The sequence below is a fragment of the Viridibacillus sp. d25.2 genome, from assembly GCF_055456015.2.
This window is the reverse complement of record NZ_CM196652.1, coordinates 3,383,333-3,396,186: the sequence shown is the minus strand read 5'-3', so window position 1 is coordinate 3,396,186 and position 12,854 is coordinate 3,383,333. Positions and strand designations below refer to the sequence as shown.

Sequence of the window (12,854 nt, the reverse complement as noted above, 5' to 3'; positions counted from 1 at the left end):
ATAAGCAGAAGGGATGAGTAAATAGAGTATTTTCTCGAATAAAGAGACTATTATTTGATTTCTGCCATTCTTCTCCCATACTAAATTACTTTTTTTCGAATAGCTATTTTTAGTTGATTAAAAATACCTCGAATATCCAATACTTACGGATATAGATGACATCCATTTACTGTCGATTTAGTTCTAATTTTAGAAGGTTTCTTCTTAAATTGTCATGAGAGAGGATAACGCAAAACAAATGTGGAATATGCTTGTGAAAAGGAGGTATGACTATGCAACAATTAATTCAATTGACAGTGGATGGCATTGCCGTTATTCGTTTACAAGGTGATTTAGACCATCACGCTGCAAATCGTATTCGAGAAGAAATTTCACAAGCAATTTACCAAGGTAGCGTTCACGCAATTGTTTGGAACTTAGGTGACTTACAGTTTATGGATAGCGCTGGTATTGGTTTGATTTTAGGAAGAATGCGTGATTTGGCGCCAATCAACGGACAAACCGTCATCTTAAATCCTTCTGCTACAATGCAGAAAATTTTCCAGTTTTCAGGGTTGTCCAAATATATTTGGCAAGGTACAGAAGATCAAGTAATTCGAACTTTAGGGGGGATTTTGAATGGATAATGAAATGACTTTATCGTTTTTAGCGGTCAGTGAAAATGAAGCACTAGCGCGTATGGCGATGACAAGTTTCATGACAGTGCTAGATCCGACGATTGAGGAATTGTCTGAGGTGAAAACTGTCATTTCAGAAGCAGTTACAAATGCAATTATTCATGGCTATGAGGAAAATCGTACAGGCGTTGTAACTGTATATGCGACTCGTGTTGACCGCGAAGTGACTGTGACGATTTCTGATAAAGGATGCGGAATTGAAGACGTAGAGCAAGCAATGGAACCTTTATATACGACAAAGCAGCAAATGGATCGCTCTGGCATGGGCTTTACAATTATGGAAAGCTTCACGGATCAGTTATCTGTTAAATCCGAGCGCGGGAAAGGGACAACGGTCACCTTCAAGAAGCAATTTCAACCAGTAGGTACACCGTTTGCTACTAGGTGAGAAGATGACATCTAAACCACAAGCCTCTTCCACATTGCTAACACAGGAGAAAATGCGAGAGCTTATATTACAGTCTCAAGCTGGCGATGCTAGCGCTAGAAAAGAGATGGTAGAGGGTAATACTCGCCTTGTCTGGTCAATCGTACAGCGTTTTGCATCACGCGGGGCAGATTTAGAGGATCTTTTTCAAATAGGTTGTATTGGCTTGATGAAGTCAATCGATAAATTTGATCTGTCATATCAAGTGAAATTTTCAACATACGCAGTACCTATGATAATTGGTGAAATCCAGCGGTTTTTACGGGATGACGGTATGGTTAAAGTAAGCCGTTCTATTAGAGAGCTTAACTATAAAATTCGCCATGCCTCAGATGATTTTCTTAAAATCAATGAAAGACCCCCTACCATGAAGGAATTGGCTGATTTGTTGGAAGTTACAACTGATGAAATAGCAATGGCTTCAGATGCTTTAAGGGACCCAGCATCATTACATGAACAGTTATTTGAAAGTGATGGCGATCCAATTACATTAATGGACCAGATGAGAGATGCTACCTCTGAAAGGCCTTTTGAGCATATACCACTTCGAGATATTTTAACGCGACTTGGTAAAAGGGAACAATCTGTAATTTATTTACGCTATTACTTAGATTGTACTCAAAGTGAAATTGCTGAGAGACTTGGCATCTCACAAGTACAAGTATCGCGACTAGAAAAACGTATTTTATCACAATTGAAAGTTTGGCTAGCACCAGGCCAATTGAAAGGATTAGAAAAGGCGGCAAAAAAATGACTGAAGAACAGAAACCTATTTTCGCAAGTATAGAAGAAGCAGAAAAGTTTATGATTTCAAAATTTGGTGAAAGTGAGAGCTTTGATATAGGGATGAAGCATCTGCATTTATACAAAATGCCGGTGTTCTCTATTTATATTAATGGGCTCATCGATAGTGCCAACTTCACAGAAATTCTTGTGAATATCCAACCGACTCAAGAGATAGAAGGGTATACACCTGAAACAGAGCCAGAATTCTTTCAGTTCTGTTTTCCATACTTTGCATGGGAACCGATGGCGAATCAGCAACAGCTATTAACTGCGATATTAGGGGGCCAGGTGGCGTTTATCACACCATCTGGCTATGCTTTTATAGCAGATTTAAGGGCTTATCCTGGAAGACAACCTGAAGAACCTGATAATGAAAAAGTTATTAGGGGATCACGTGATGGTTTTACAGAAAATATTGTGCAGAACTCAGGCCTTATAAGAAGACGTATTCGTGATGCAACATTACGTTTTGAACTGCATCAAATTTCTGATAAAGGGAAAACCGATACAGCAATCGTTTTTATGAAAGGCATTGCGAATGAAAAACATCTAGATTATATTCGTCAGCGTATAAAGAAAATTCAACACGATGGTTTAACTATGGCGGATAAATCCCTAGAGGAATGGTTATTTAAACAAGGTTTCCATCCATTACCATTTGTACGTTATACCGAGCGACCTGATATCACTGCCGCTCATTTATTGGAAGGTCATATCGCAATTATAGTTGATACGTCACCTTCTGTTATTTTAGTACCAGTGACCTTTTTTCATCATTTACAACATGCAGAGGAATATCGCCAAGCTCCTTTTATTGGGACAGCTGTTCGATTCTTAAGGTTCTCTGGTACTTTTTTAAGCCTATTATTATTACCTTTTTGGTATCTGTTAATTAAGCATCATGAATTAATTCCAACATTTTTAGATTTCATTGGAATAGATAAGAAATCCGCCATACCGATACTACTCCAAATATTACTAGCAGATGCAGGGATAGAATATTTGCGGCTTGCCTCCATTCATACCCCAACCCCCCTATCAACTGCGATGGGATTAATCGCAGCTGTCGTTATCGGGCAAATTGCAATTGATGTTGGACTATTTTCGCCGGAAGTTGTGCTATATTCTGCTATTACCGCTATTTTCACATTTGCAATTCCTTCGTATGAATTGAGTATCACTATAAAAGTATTTAGGATAGTGTTACTACTCATCACCGCATGGCTCGGAGTTAATGGATTCTTCCTAGGTATATTAGGACTTTTCTTATATGTTTGCTCGTTAAGACCAATGAAAGTACCTTATATGTGGCCAGTTGTTCCGTTCTTCCCACAAGCATTTTTACGTATATTCATACGATTCCCTATGACGAGCGATGCTTTAAGACCGTATATTGTAGGTGCAAAACAGCGAAAACGTTCATGATATGCCATTGCATACTTTTCTCTTTCTATGATAAAGTTCAATTAGTTATAGAAAATTCCGTTAATTCTTTTAAGTGATGCGGGTAAAGGGAGAGATTTGAATGCATTTATATGGAACGCAAAACGTAACTGAAAATGGTCATTTATCAATTGGACAAGTAGACGCAATTGACTTAACAAAAAAATACGGTACACCTTTATTCGTATACGATACAGCGCTTTTCCGTGAGCGCGCGCAAGGTTTTATTAATACTTTTAAAAATGCAGATGTTCAAGCTCAAGTTGCTTATGCTAGTAAGGCGTTTTCAAGCGTAGCGATTTATCAATTAGCGGCTGAAGAAGGACTATCAGTCGATGTTGTTTCAGGTGGCGAGCTTTATACTGCTTTAAAAGCAGGTTTCCCAAGTGAACGTATCCATTTCCATGGTAATAATAAAAGCTTGGATGAACTAAATCTTGCATTCGATTCGAAAATTGGTTGCATTGTAATTGATAATTTTGATGAAATTGATGCCCTAAAACAATTATCTGTAGCACGTCAACAAAAAATGCATGTTCTAATCCGTGTAACCCCAGGAGTAGAGGCACATACGCATGACTTTATTACAACAGGTCAAGCAGACTCTAAATTTGGTTTTGATTTGAATAATGGACAAGCAGATCGTGCATTTGCACTATTGCAAAATCACGCATATTTAGAATTACAAGGGATGCATTGTCATATTGGATCACAAATCTTCGATACAGCCGCTTTTAGCTTAGCAGCAAAAAAAATTAGCGATAAAATGGGTGAATGGCATAAAGAATTCGGCTTCATAAGCCAAGTATTAAATCTAGGTGGAGGATTCGGAATTCGTTATACAGAAGAGGACACACCATTGCAACCTGCAGTTTATATAGATGATATGATACAAGCAGTACAACAAGAGATGGCTGCTTTTTCAATGCCGATGCCTGAAATTTGGATTGAACCAGGTCGTTCTTTAGTTGGAGACGCTGGTACTACACTTTATACAGTCGGTTCTCAAAAGGAAGTTCCTAATACGAGAAATTATCTTGCGGTTGATGGTGGAATGTCAGATAATATACGCCCAGCTCTTTATGACGCCAAATACGAAGCAGTCATTGCCAATAAAATGAATGACAAATTAGTTAACACTTATACAATTGCTGGTAAGTTATGCGAGTCTGGTGATAAACTAATTGAGGATATTGCGTTGCCAAAAGCAGAATCAGGGGACATTTTGGCTGTGTTCTGTACAGGAGCGTACGGTTATTCAATGGCGAGTAACTATAATCGTATACCAAGACCGGCTGTCGTCTTTGCGGAAAAAGGCGCGTATCAATTAGTTGTGAAGCGCGAAAGTTATGAAGATCTTGTGAAGCTTGACCTTCCTCTAACGATTGGGAAGGAGGTAAATCGTTAAGTGAAGAAAAGTAATATACTATTACTTCTGTTATTCCTAATATTAACAACTGCATGGGGCGTTATTTATTGGCTTTATTTTGCTCCACCTAGTCTAGGTAAATAATGACGAATCTATTTGCGTAATTTTTGCTTTTCGTGTAGGATGTTGAAAGATACTTAAAGGCAAAAAGAGGGATCATATAAATGTTATATCGTTATAAGAAAGCATGCGAAAAAATTGCGATGGGGCTCTTGTCATTTATGCCAGATCAAAAAGATCTGAAATTACTACAAGAAACGATTCGACAATATGATACAGATCCAAACTGGCAACTGTTTTTATGGAAACAAGAGGACGACTTTATTGGTTTAGTTGGCGTAGAAATTGCTGATGGCGAATGGATTGTTAGACATATATCGGTTGACCCTTCACATAGAGGTGAGGGACTCGGTAAAGAGATGGTTAAACAGCTTTCTAAAATGGATATGGATTGTGTGATTGCGGCTTGTGATCAAACTGCACCGTTCATACAGAAATGTAAAGCGATGCTAGAAGAAGCGGACAAAGAAATTTAATGTCTGCTTCTTCTTTTTTCGTCTCTCGCTAGGAGAATATCCGAGCGGTCACGAAGCATATGCTTATGTTGTAGGAAATGAGCATCTGTTTTTTTCAATAGGGCAATTGATGTGAGAACTTGCTTCTCTAAAGTCTCCGAGGTAATAGGTAGAATAAATTTTTGGAAAGGCTCTTTTTTTTCTACTGCATCTCGTGCTTGTTGTATAAGTTGTAAAATTGCTATACCGTCCATTTCTTCCATAAATGAAGAATTGACGGACTGCTCTAAAGTAATATATGCTTTTTTTAAGATTGTTTTGGCACCACTAAAATTTTCTCGGCGCCAATGGTATAGGCCAGTCGCTAGTTGAATCCAGCCCGTTAAGGGGTGTGTTTTATCTCTAGGAGCTATTTCTTTCCAATACTCCTCTAACACTTCATGACACTCAAAGTAATCTTGATTACCATTGAAATATGTTAGAAACTGGACAAATAATGGGTGGTACATCGGATGCATTTCGAACACCATTCCTCTATACTGAATTTTGAACATAAACTGTCAGGTGGTTGACTATGTCATATGAAGTTAAACTCGAGGCCTTTGAAGGACCTCTAGATCTATTATTGCATTTAATTCATCGCTTGGAAATTGATATATATGATATTCCAATGGCCGAGCTTACGGCTCAGTATATGGAGCATATTCGTGCAATGCAAGTACTTGAATTGAATGAAGCAAGTGAATATTTAGTTATGGCAGCATCTTTACTTGCGATCAAGAGTAAGATGCTATTACCAATCCATGAAGGGGAGTTAGATGAAACGGAATTCGACATGGATGAGCCCGATCCACGTGACGAGCTCGTTGCCCGCTTAATTGAATATAGAAAATTTAAAGATGCTGCAGTGAATTTAAAAGATTTAGAATCTTCTCGTGCGCAATATTTTACAAGGCCACCAGCGGATCTTTCAGCATTTGCACCAGCAGAACAATTAGCGTTATTTGAAACGTCTGTGAATGTGTTCGATATGGTTGGTGCTTTTCAGAAAATGCTTAGACGAAAACATCTAAAGGCGCCCTTAACAACTAAAATCACTAGGCACGATGTTTCCATAAAAGATCAAATGAAAGCTGTGATGGGGGTGCTTAAATTGGCAGGAGGACGCTCAAGCTTTTATAATCTATTTCCGTATGAAGATAGATCGACTTTGGTCATTACATTTTTATCATTACTAGAGTTGATGAAACGTCAAGTAATTGCTGTAGAGCAGAATAATAACTTTGAAGATTTAATGGTGATTTTACGGAAGGAAGATTTGAACGATGAACAACTTGAATCAATTGATGAGCAAAATTGAAAGCTTACTTTTCGTAATTGGTGAAGACGGTTTAACTGTCAGACAACTAAGCTTCTTAACAGAAGAGCAAGAAGAGGAAGTTGCAAAAGCATTAGAACAATTAGCTCATCATTACAACACAGAGGAAGGGCGTGGCATTACACTGAAGGAATTGGCTGGTACTTATCAGCTTACTTCAAAACCTGCCCTTGCAGATACGATTCAGCGACTTGTTGAAAACCCGCCAAGTCAATCACTATCACAAGCCTCACTAGAAGTACTGGCCATTGTGGCTTACAAACAACCCATTACTAGAGTAGAAATTGAAGATTTACGTGGTGTAAAAAGTGAACGACCGCTACATACTTTAAGTTCAAAAGGTTTAGTACAGGAAGTAGGTCGAGCTGAAGGAACTGGCCGAGCAATTTTATATGGTACTACAAAAGAGTTTTTAAACTACTTTGGCTTGAAAGACTTAAACGAATTACCAGATTTACCTTCGGGTGAAACTGATTCAACCGATGAAAATCCAGATTTATTCATGTCTAAGTTCCAAGAAGCTTTCCAAGATTCAGATTCAAAATAGAAGAAAGGTGTGGGCGATTGCTTCGCCGATATATAATCGGATTATTAATGTTAGTTTTACTACTAATTACTACGACGCCTAGTTCCGCTTCATCAAGTTCCTATGCTGTCATCGATGCAGAGACAGGGAGATTACTAGCGGGATCTAATGAGAATGTTCCATTGCCAATTGCTAGTTTGACGAAAATGTGGACTGCGCTTGTCGCGATAGAGAATATGGATTTAAAAACACCTGTTACAGTATCTCAACGAGCTGCAACTAGCGAAGGGTCTTCTATTTACTTAACTGCAGGAGAAGAGACGACGTTAGAAACATTGCTCTATGGACTCTTGTTACGTTCAGGTAATGATGCAGCCGCAGCAATTGCAGAAGCTGCAGGTGGTTCTCTAGAAGGTTTTTCTAAAATGATGAATGATACCGCACTCTTTTATGGCTTGGAAAATACGCATTTTGAAAATCCGTCCGGTCTGCATAATGAAAAACATTTAGCTTCTGCGTATGATACTGCTCAAATGTTACGAATTGCTATGCAAAATGAGAAGTTTAAGAAGATTGCCTCTACAAAATACTTTAAAGGTACTACTGAGAACGGCATACTATGGGAAAACAAACATAAACTCGTTCGTAATAACAAATTTGCGTTAGCTGGTAAAACGGGCTATACGAAAGTGGCTGGTCGAACGCTTGCAACTTATTTTGAAAAAGACGGCAAAAAGGTAATTGTAGTAACGATCAATGAAGGCAATGATTGGGTTGTGCATAGTAATTTTGCTGATTACGTGTTTAAACACTATACTAACGAAGTAATCGCTAAAGCCGGTACGTATTCGGTACAATCAGATGTTGATATCAAATTAACAGAGTCACAGCACTTGCTTCTAACGAAAAAAGAAGTGAAAAAAGTGAAACATGTCTTACAGTTGCCTAGGTCCAAAATAAAAGACTCGATAGGTAGATGGTCATTTTATATAGATGAACAACCAGTAAAGGATGCAATCGTTGATGTAAAGTGGAAATGAATAGTTAAGTAGAGAAAAGGCTGCTTATATTAGCAGCCTTTTTCGGTATTAGTAAAAAAAAGTGATATAGAAAGCGGATGAACTGTATAAAAACATATTAGTTAAGGACTTATTTAAGGTACTAATACTTTTCTTCTAGTAGAAAGTGTGCCATAATTTTGGACAGGCTAATAGTATTTAACTTATGAGGTGAACGAATGGAAAGACTACAAAAAGTAATAGCGTATGCAGGGATTGCATCACGTAGAAAAGCAGAAGAAATGATTAAGCAAGGCTTAGTAAAAGTCAATGGACAGGTAGTTAGAGAGCTTGGTACAAAAGTTTCTCCTTCTGATTCAGTAGAAGTAGAAGGAGTTAAATTAGAGAAGGAACGTAAAGTATATCATCTTCTATATAAACCAAGAGGTATTATTTCAGCTGTAACTGACGATAAAGGTCGTAAAACAGTAACAGATTTATTCCCCGAAGTTGAACAACGCATTTTCCCTGTTGGTCGTTTGGATTATGAAACTTCAGGCTTACTGTTATTAACAAATGACGGTGAATTTTCTTACCAACTTACACATCCAAAATTTAAAATTGATAAAACATATGTAGCTCGTGTAAAAGGAATCCCTACAAGAGAAGCATTGAGACAATTAGAGCGTGGCGTTATGCTAGAAGATGGCAAGACTGCTCCAGCGCGCGTGAGATTAATGTCTTCAGATAGCAAATCAGGCAAGGCAATTGTGGCAATCACAATTCATGAAGGTCGTAATCGTCAAGTTCGACGTATGTTTGAAGCAGTGGGTTACCCTGTACAAAAATTAAAACGTGAACAATTTGCCTTTTTAACTTTGCATGGATTAAATGCGGGTGAGTCAAGAGAATTGACACATCATGAAGTAAAACAATTAAGAGTATTAGCTGAGACAGGTAAAATAGGTTAAAGCATATGTATATTAATAATCGTTAACATTCCAAAATAGGTACAAGACGTTTAGAAAGCACTTTCTAAACGTCTTAACCAATTTTACATAGCAGAAAACAACACAAGATAGCCTGTTATAGGTGAAACAAAAAACACTATGTACGGAATGGAAACGTTCACAAACACTTCAAATATATAAAATTCCGTCATTCAAAACTTTGCTATAATTAGGTAGATTGTTTTGGATGTTTTTTAGGAGGTCTGATTTGAGTATGGATAAAAAGAAAAAAAGATTTTATGTACGAACACTAATTTTAGCAATACTTGTTGCAGCAATAGGATATACGATATATACAACAATTACAAAGGATGAGATTCCGTTATTGAAAGTTGGAGCAGAGGCACCGGATTTTTCTCTAGTCGATCTTGATGGCCAAACTCATCGCTTATCTGACTATAAAGGTAAAGGCGTCATGTTGAATTTCTGGGGTACTTGGTGTGAACCTTGTAAAAAAGAAATGCCAGCAATCAATGACCAATATAAGGTGTTTAAAGAACAGGGGATTGAAGTGATATCCATCAACCAAGCTCAAACAGTTTTTGAAGTGGAAAATTTCATTTCTGATTTCAATTTAGAGTTTCCGGTTGTAATTGATAAAACAAAAAGTGTGACAAGAGCTTACAATGTGAATAGATTACCTGCATCTGTCTTTATTGACCCGAAAGGAAAAGTTGTTCGAGTTTTTGAAGGTGAAATGACGAGAAAAATGTTAGCTGAATTCTTTTCAGATATCCAGCCATAGTAAGGAGTTCAAGGATGAAAAAAATTATTTGTGAATGCGGTCACGAGAACCCAGAAGGCACAACTCTATGCGAAAAATGTGGTAATCCCCTTACTGTAGAGGAAAAGAATAGAAACTTAGCTGATATGCGTTATGAAGGAACCGCAATTCGATCGAAAACGTATAACAAAACGATTATTGATAAAATTTGGAACTTCTTTTCAAGTGTAAAAGTTGGAGTTGCAATTATTATTATTACGTTAGTTGCAGCAGGTATTGGTACATTTTTACCTCAAGTTATTTATGTATCGCTTACAGAATTTGAGGACGCTGCTGAAGCATATAAGGCCGCTTACGGTACATTCGGATCAATTTACTATAAATTGGGATTAGCTGATATTTATAGCTCATGGTGGTTCCAAACATTAATTGGCATGCTAGGTATTTCAATTATTGTTGCCAGTCTAGACCGAGGTATTCCATTATACAAGTCTCTAAAAAATCAACGAGTAAAACGTCATGAAAACTTTTTGAAACGTCAACGTATTTTTGCTTCGGGAGAAATGTCAACGGTAGAAGTTGATAAAGCATTCGATCTTACAGAAGAGAAAATGAAAGAAATGAAATACAATGTTCGTCGTGAAGATGGCGCATTATTAGCTGAAAAAGGGCGTTTTGCTAGATGGGGTCCATATATTAACCATGTCGGTTTAATCATCTTCCTATTTGGTGTTATGCTCCGCCTAATGCCGGGTTTTTACATTGATAAAACACTTTGGATCCGCGAAGGTGAAACAATGGCTATTCCAGGAATGGAAGGCTTTTATTTAGAAAGTAAAAAATTCACTTTTGAAACATATTCAAAAGACGAACAAAAAGAAGAATTTAACGAATCTAAAAAAGCGGTTAACGCAGTTGCGAAAAACTATCAGACAGATGTTAAGCTATTTAAAGCACCAGACGACGCAGTTCCTGGTGACACATCTAATTTAACTCTAGTAAAAGAAATGCCGATTATTGTAAATAAGCCGTTAAAATATGATGGTTATGCACTTTATCAAATGGATTTCCGTCTGAATGAGTTAAAAACGATGCATTTCAATTTAACGGATAAAAAGACAGAGAAATCACTTGGTGCTATTGCAATTGATTTAACTAACCCTGAAAAAGAATATAAAGTTGGAAAAGATAGTAAAGTTGTTCTGAAAAGGTACTTCCCAGACTTTTCAGGCTTTGAAGACGGTGAACCACAAACGGCTTCACCTTTACCAAATAATCCAGCATTCATTTTTGATATGTACACACCTGAAACACCAAAAGGCGAAACTAGCTTTGTAGCTATTAAACAAACATATGAACCATTGGGTGAAACTAAATATGCAATGAAATTTAGTTCAGTTGATACACGTAATGTATCAGGTTTAACAGTTCGTAAAGATAAGACACTTATGATTTTAATGTTAGGTGGCATAATCTTTATGTTAGGTGTATCAATTGGTTCTTATTGGAGTCACCGCCGTTTATGGCTATTAAAAACAAAAGATGGTCGTTTATTAATGGCATCACATACAAACAAAAACTGGTTCAGTATGAAAAAAGACTTGGATGCAGTTACAGAATATGCGCATCTTCCGGCATATATAGATCAACATGATGAGGATCAAAGAGCAGAGGATGCCGAAAAGAAATTGAAAGACAGAGAAAAGGAAGGTGACAACACCTTATGAGTTTAATTGATTTAAGCGGAAATTTACTATTTGTGGCATTCGTCGCATACTTAGTAGCTACATTACTTTTTGGTGGTGCAGTTAAAGGTGGTTCAAAAGATGAATCCGCTGATGCAGGTAAAAAATGGGGTACATTAGCAATTATTATTACGCTTGTTGGATTTATTGCAAACCTAGGTTATTTCATTACTAGATGGATGTATGCTGGACATGCTCCCGTTAGTAATATGTTTGAATTTACGACAGCATTCGGAATGTTCGTTGTAGGAGCATTTATCTTAATTTACTTTATTTATAGAGTGCCGGCACTTGGACTCTTTGCTTTACCAATTGCAATTATTATCATTGCTTATGCTAGTATGTTCCCTCGTGAAGTAAACCCATTGATCCCAGCGCTAAAAAGTTACTGGTTATACATTCACGTAATTACAGCAGCTATTGGAGAATCTATTCTAGCAATTAGTGCTGTTGCAGGTTTAATTTACTTACTAAAAAATATCGACCTTACAAAAAGGTCTAAACAGAGTTTCTGGATAGAAGTTGTTATGTATGCCTTAGTGCTTGTATTAGGATTCGTAGCGGTTACAACAACATTTAATGTAACAGGCTATGAATCAAAATTTAGCTACGTAGATAAAAATGGTGCACCTAAGGAAATTACGTATAATACACCAGCATTGTTCGGAATGCATCAATCAGAATTATTGACTTCAGATAAAATGGAGCCAATTGCTAACGTACCAGCGATCGTCAATGCGAAAAAATTGACTACAGTTGTTTGGTCAATCTTAATTGGTTCACTTTTATACGGTCTAATTCGTTTAATCATTCGTAAACCAATTGCAGTTATCATACAGCCATTCGCAAAACGTGCAAATTCACAACTGATGGATGAAATTGGTTATCGTTCTGTATTGATTGGTTTCCCAGTATTTACACTCGGCGCTCTAATCTTCGCGATGATTTGGGCACAAGAGGCATGGTCTCGTTTCTGGGGCTGGGATCCTAAAGAGGTTTGGGCACTTATCACATGGTTATTCTATGCGGCATTCTTACACTTGCGCCTTTCAAAAGGATGGCAAGGTGAGAAGTCAGCTTGGTTAGCGGTAATTGGTTTTGTTATCATTATGTTCAACCTAGTTGCTGTTAACTTAATCATTGCAGGTCTTCACTCATACGCTGGTTAGTAATCGGCTTAGGATTGTAGCAAAGCT

14 protein-coding genes are annotated in these 12,854 nt (G+C 37.3%); 13 read left to right on the top strand and 1 reads right to left on the bottom strand.

Annotated elements, in window-relative coordinates; all coding sequences use genetic code 11:
* Positions 1–272 precede the first annotated feature (272 nt).
* The 6 genes from ACZLO7_RS16765 (at position 273) to ACZLO7_RS16740 (ending at position 5,298) form a co-directional block, all read left to right on the top strand.
* Positions 273–626 (top strand): STAS domain-containing protein, encoded by a 354-nt coding sequence (locus ACZLO7_RS16765; protein WP_464937463.1) that lies wholly within the window; start codon positions 273–275, stop codon positions 624–626.
* Positions 619–1,065, top strand: a complete 447-nt coding sequence (spoIIAB, locus tag ACZLO7_RS16760) for an anti-sigma F factor (protein ID WP_427748645.1) — start codon at positions 619–621, stop codon at positions 1,063–1,065. Before ACZLO7_RS16765 ends, spoIIAB begins: the two co-directional genes overlap by 8 nt.
* 4 nt (positions 1,066–1,069) lie before the next feature.
* Entirely contained in the window at positions 1,070–1,858 is a 789-nt protein-coding gene (gene relB, locus ACZLO7_RS16755) for a type II toxin-antitoxin system RelB family anti-toxin (RefSeq protein ID WP_464937526.1), read from the top strand.
* A complete protein-coding gene (locus ACZLO7_RS16750; protein WP_464937464.1) occupies positions 1,855–3,315 on the top strand; it encodes a spore germination protein in 1,461 nt (486 codons plus the stop codon). The genes relB and ACZLO7_RS16750 overlap by 4 nt, the downstream gene beginning before the upstream one ends.
* A 100-nt stretch (positions 3,316–3,415) precedes the next feature.
* Positions 3,416–4,741, top strand: coding sequence for a diaminopimelate decarboxylase (gene lysA / locus ACZLO7_RS16745; protein WP_464937465.1), 1,326 nt, complete (start codon positions 3,416–3,418; stop codon positions 4,739–4,741).
* Positions 4,742–4,926: 185 nt separating this feature from the next.
* Positions 4,927–5,298, top strand: coding sequence for a GNAT family N-acetyltransferase (locus ACZLO7_RS16740; RefSeq protein WP_464937466.1), 372 nt, complete (start codon positions 4,927–4,929; stop codon positions 5,296–5,298).
* On the opposite strand, the gene ACZLO7_RS16735 is transcribed toward ACZLO7_RS16740, so the two are convergent.
* Positions 5,295–5,795, bottom strand: a complete 501-nt coding sequence (locus tag ACZLO7_RS16735; protein ID WP_464937467.1) for a DUF309 domain-containing protein — start codon at positions 5,793–5,795, stop codon at positions 5,295–5,297. The genes ACZLO7_RS16740 and ACZLO7_RS16735 overlap by 4 nt on opposite strands.
* A gap of 56 nt (positions 5,796–5,851) precedes the next feature.
* Between ACZLO7_RS16735 and ACZLO7_RS16730 the strand changes: the two genes are divergently transcribed.
* From ACZLO7_RS16730 to ccsB, 7 genes are all read left to right on the top strand, one after another.
* Positions 5,852–6,637, top strand: a complete 786-nt coding sequence (locus ACZLO7_RS16730) for a segregation/condensation protein A (protein WP_464937468.1) — start codon at positions 5,852–5,854, stop codon at positions 6,635–6,637.
* Positions 6,603–7,202: an SMC-Scp complex subunit ScpB gene (gene scpB / locus ACZLO7_RS16725; protein WP_464937469.1), complete on the top strand. Its 600-nt coding sequence runs from the start codon at positions 6,603–6,605 to the stop codon at positions 7,200–7,202. Before ACZLO7_RS16730 ends, scpB begins: the two co-directional genes overlap by 35 nt.
* Positions 7,203–7,219: 17 nt before the next feature.
* Positions 7,220–8,221 (top strand): D-alanyl-D-alanine carboxypeptidase family protein, encoded by a 1,002-nt coding sequence (locus ACZLO7_RS16720; RefSeq protein WP_464937470.1) that lies wholly within the window; start codon positions 7,220–7,222, stop codon positions 8,219–8,221.
* Positions 8,222–8,418: 197 nt separating this feature from the next.
* Positions 8,419–9,150 (top strand): pseudouridine synthase, encoded by a 732-nt coding sequence (locus ACZLO7_RS16715; protein WP_038190931.1) that lies wholly within the window; start codon positions 8,419–8,421, stop codon positions 9,148–9,150.
* A 253-nt stretch (positions 9,151–9,403) separates the two neighbouring features.
* Positions 9,404–9,934, top strand: a complete 531-nt coding sequence (resA, locus tag ACZLO7_RS16710; RefSeq protein ID WP_464937471.1) for a thiol-disulfide oxidoreductase ResA — start codon at positions 9,404–9,406, stop codon at positions 9,932–9,934.
* 14 nt (positions 9,935–9,948) lie between these two features.
* Positions 9,949–11,640, top strand: coding sequence for a cytochrome c biogenesis protein ResB (gene resB, locus ACZLO7_RS16705; protein WP_464937472.1), 1,692 nt, complete (start codon positions 9,949–9,951; stop codon positions 11,638–11,640).
* Positions 11,637–12,827 (top strand): c-type cytochrome biogenesis protein CcsB, encoded by a 1,191-nt coding sequence (ccsB, locus tag ACZLO7_RS16700; protein ID WP_464937473.1) that lies wholly within the window; start codon positions 11,637–11,639, stop codon positions 12,825–12,827. Before resB ends, ccsB begins: the two co-directional genes overlap by 4 nt.
* Positions 12,828–12,854 lie beyond the last annotated feature (27 nt).

Coding starts and splice junctions, on each gene's coding strand:
- ACZLO7_RS16715 (WP_038190931.1), top strand. CDS start 8,419: ATGGAAAGACTACAAAAAGTAATAGCGTATGCAGGGATTGCATCACGT.
- ccsB (WP_464937473.1), top strand. CDS start 11,637: ATGAGTTTAATTGATTTAAGCGGAAATTTACTATTTGTGGCATTCGTC.
- relB (WP_464937526.1), top strand. CDS start 1,070: ATGACATCTAAACCACAAGCCTCTTCCACATTGCTAACACAGGAGAAA.
- ACZLO7_RS16730 (WP_464937468.1), top strand. CDS start 5,852: ATGTCATATGAAGTTAAACTCGAGGCCTTTGAAGGACCTCTAGATCTA.
- ACZLO7_RS16750 (WP_464937464.1), top strand. CDS start 1,855: ATGACTGAAGAACAGAAACCTATTTTCGCAAGTATAGAAGAAGCAGAA.
- ACZLO7_RS16740 (WP_464937466.1), top strand. CDS start 4,927: ATGTTATATCGTTATAAGAAAGCATGCGAAAAAATTGCGATGGGGCTC.
- resB (WP_464937472.1), top strand. CDS start 9,949: ATGAAAAAAATTATTTGTGAATGCGGTCACGAGAACCCAGAAGGCACA.
- scpB (WP_464937469.1), top strand. CDS start 6,603: ATGAACAACTTGAATCAATTGATGAGCAAAATTGAAAGCTTACTTTTC.
- ACZLO7_RS16735 (WP_464937467.1), bottom strand. CDS start 5,795: ATGCATCCGATGTACCACCCATTATTTGTCCAGTTTCTAACATATTTC.
- spoIIAB (WP_427748645.1), top strand. CDS start 619: ATGGATAATGAAATGACTTTATCGTTTTTAGCGGTCAGTGAAAATGAA.
- resA (WP_464937471.1), top strand. CDS start 9,404: ATGGATAAAAAGAAAAAAAGATTTTATGTACGAACACTAATTTTAGCA.
- lysA (WP_464937465.1), top strand. CDS start 3,416: ATGCATTTATATGGAACGCAAAACGTAACTGAAAATGGTCATTTATCA.
- ACZLO7_RS16765 (WP_464937463.1), top strand. CDS start 273: ATGCAACAATTAATTCAATTGACAGTGGATGGCATTGCCGTTATTCGT.